This is a genomic window from Streptomyces sp. NPDC005195 (assembly GCF_040608315.1).
Taxonomy (GTDB): domain Bacteria; phylum Actinomycetota; class Actinomycetes; order Streptomycetales; family Streptomycetaceae; genus Streptomyces; species Streptomyces kaempferi.
In genome coordinates this window covers 1-2,884 of the sequence record NZ_JBEXHZ010000217.1, presented here as the reverse complement: position 1 = coordinate 2,884, position 2,884 = coordinate 1, and the positions used below count along the sequence as shown (strand labels likewise).

3 protein-coding genes are annotated in these 2,884 nt (G+C 73.3%); 2 read left to right on the top strand and 1 reads right to left on the bottom strand.

Features of this window, described 5'->3' with window-relative positions; genetic code table 11:
- Positions 1–245: 245 nt before the first annotated feature.
- Complete coding sequence (locus ABZV34_RS38140) at positions 246–782, top strand: helix-turn-helix domain-containing protein (RefSeq protein WP_356287496.1); 537 nt, start codon at positions 246–248, stop codon at positions 780–782.
- Positions 779–2,074, top strand: a complete 1,296-nt coding sequence (locus tag ABZV34_RS38135; protein ID WP_356287493.1) for an MFS transporter — start codon at positions 779–781, stop codon at positions 2,072–2,074. Before ABZV34_RS38140 ends, ABZV34_RS38135 begins: the two co-directional genes overlap by 4 nt.
- A gap of 94 nt (positions 2,075–2,168) precedes the next feature.
- On the opposite strand, the gene rfbC is transcribed toward ABZV34_RS38135, so the two are convergent.
- Positions 2,169–2,795 (bottom strand): dTDP-4-dehydrorhamnose 3,5-epimerase, encoded by a 627-nt coding sequence (gene rfbC / locus ABZV34_RS38130; protein WP_356287490.1) that lies wholly within the window; start codon positions 2,793–2,795, stop codon positions 2,169–2,171.
- Positions 2,796–2,884 lie beyond the last annotated feature (89 nt).

The window sequence follows — 2,884 nt, the reverse complement described above, 5'->3', positions numbered from 1 at the left end:
ACACCGGTCCCCCTACGACCTGTACGGGTCTTCGGGGCACCGGTGTGCCGGGCTGTCCGCGGCAGTTGGCGACGACCGGGTGCCGGCACGGCGCGAAGGGCCGCCGTCCGCGGCCGGCGGCGAAGAGGAAGGGCAACGGGTCCCGGAGGCTGCCCGGGGAGAGGGTCCCGCGCGCCGGACAGCCGATTCCGGAGGTCCGCGCGCATCCCTTGCGCAATGGTCAAGAATCGTTGACCATTGCTCGCATGCCTGCCGACGATCTCCCCGAGACGTTCCACGTCACCACTGACGAACAGCTGCGCGCCGTCTCCAACCTGACGCGCCACCGGATCATGGCCGTGCTCCGCTTCGAGCCCGCGACGATCACGCAGGTCGCCGCGCGAGTGGGTCTCGCGAAGGGGAGTTCCAGCTACCACGTACGGCTGCTCGAGCGGGCCGGCCTGGTCAAGGTGGTACGGACGCGGAAGGTCAGGGGGGTCACCGAGCGGTACTACGCGATGGCCGCGCGCTCGATCGCGCTGCCGGATCCCGGCGAGGGAGGGCCGGATGTGCTGATGCGGCACGCGGTGGCGGACCTGGAGGCAGCGCCGGTGGACACCGAGCGGCATGTGCGGATGGCGCACCTGCGGCTCACCGAGGAGCGGTTCGCGGAGCTCGGGGCGCGGCTGCAGGCACTGGCGGACGAGTACCGGGAGCTGTCCGATCCGTCGCTGCCGGACGCGTCACTCGTCTTCGCACTGTTCCACCCGGCAGCGCGCGGGGCCGAAGGAGACGCCAAGTGACCTCAGACGCACGGACGTTGCCGACCGGGTTCGGACGGCTGTGGACCGCACAGACGATCTCCTCACTCGGTGACGGGGTGACACATGCCGCACTGCCGCTGCTCGCGCTGACGTTGACACGGGATCCGATGGCGCTCGCCGTCGTCACGGCCGCCGGAACCCTGCCGTGGCTGCTCTTCGGGGTGCTCGGCGGTGCGCTGGTGGACCGCTGGGACCGCCGCCGCACGATGTGGGTCACGGACGCGGCACGTGCGGCGCTGCTCGCGATACCCGCGGCGGCGACCGCGCTCGACGTGCTGAGCATTCCGCTGCTCGCGGCCGTCGCCTTCCTCCTCGGCCTCGGCGGGCTCTTCTTCGACACGGCCGCCACGGCCTACCTGCCGGATCTGCTCCGCCGCGACCCCGCACTCCTGGAGAGCGCCAACTCCCGCCTGCGCGGCGCCCAGACCGCCGCGTCCGGCTTCGCCGGGCCGCCCGCGGGCAGTGCTCTGCTCGCGCTCGGACGGGCGGTCCCGCTGCTCGCCGACGCGGTGTCGTTCCTGCTCTCCGCACTGCTCGTACGGTCACTGCCCGCCCTGCCCCGCCCCGCGCCGGAGGTTCGCGAGTCGCTGCTGCGGCAGGCGCGGGCCGGAGCCTCGTACGTCTTCCGGGACCGGGTGCTGCTCGGGCTCGCGCTGCGCCCGGCGGTCGGGAACATCGCCTTCCTCGCCGTGGAGACCGTCCTCGCCCTCTTCGCGCACGACCGCCTCGGCATCGACACCTACGGCTTCGGCCTGCTCCTCACGGCGGAGGCCACCGGCGGTCTGCTCGGTGCGGGCATCGCCTCCTTCCTCGGCCGGCGGCTCGGCACCGGTACCGCACTGACCTGCACAGCCGCCGTCGAAGGGCTTGCCATCCTGGGCCTTGCCGCCGCCCCGAACCCGTACGCCGCCGGGCTGGCGCTCGCCGTCTGCGGAGCCGGCATGGGCGCCACGATGGTGCTCGCCCCCTCCCTCCGGCAGGCGATCGTCCCCGCCCACCTGATGGGCCGGGTCGCCTCCACCTCCCGCATGCTCGCCATGTGCGCCGCCCCCGTCGGGGCCTTCCTCGGCGGCTGGCTGGCCACCGCCTACGACATCCGCACCCCGCTCTGCGCCGCCGGCGTCCTCCTCCTGGCGATGACGGCCGTCACGGCGTCCATGACCACCAACCGCCGGATCGAGGCGGCGCTGCGTGCCGCCGCCCCGGCCGGCGGTCCGGATCACCCGGCAGGCAAGGATCCCGCCCGGGAGGGTGCGCCCGGCTTGTCGTGACGCCGGACGGGTGCGGTGTTCACCGTCGCGGGTGCGCTGGGGCGGTCGTCGTGGTGCCGGGGTGGAGGTGAACGCCTCCGGCCGCCGGAGGCGTTCAGCGGCCGAGGTGCTGGGGGTGCGGGAGCTGCCAGGAGGGGCCGTAGGAGGTGAGCGCCTCTTCGTAGGTGGGCAGCAGGCCGCGTGCGACGGCCTCGGACAGGCTCGGGGCGGTGGCGTCCTTCTCGGAGCGGATCAGGGCTCGGGTGGTGGGCCAGGGGATGCCGATGGCCGGGTCGAGGGCCTGGATGTCGACCATGGTGCCGGGGACGTACTCCTCGGAGCACAGGTAGTTCATGCAGGTGTCGTCGCTCAGGGCGAGGAAGGCGTGGCCCAGGCCGTCGGCGAGGTAGACGCCGATGCCGGAGCCGGCCTCCTGCAGGGTGGTGTCGAACATGCCGAACGTCGGGGAGCCGACGCGCAGGTCGACCACCACGTCCAGGGCGGCGCCGCGTACGCAGGTCACCAGTTTCGCCTGGCCGGGCGGCAGGGTGGTGCCGTGGATGCCGCGCAGGGTGTTGCGGCGGGAGACCGAGAAGTTGACCTGTCGGACGGCGAACGGCTGGCCGCTGCTTCCGGTCAGCTCGCCCAGGCGCCAGGCCTCGAAGAACCGGCCCCGGTTGTCCGGGAGTTGCGACGGCGTGATCCGGAAGGCGTCGCGGACCTTCATCTCCTCAATGGCCATGCTTCCTCGGTTCGGGTCGTCGGGTCGTGGGATCGCCGTCCGGCCGCGGGGTGACGGGCCGTCAGCCGTGCGGCGGTGGGGCGGTGGGG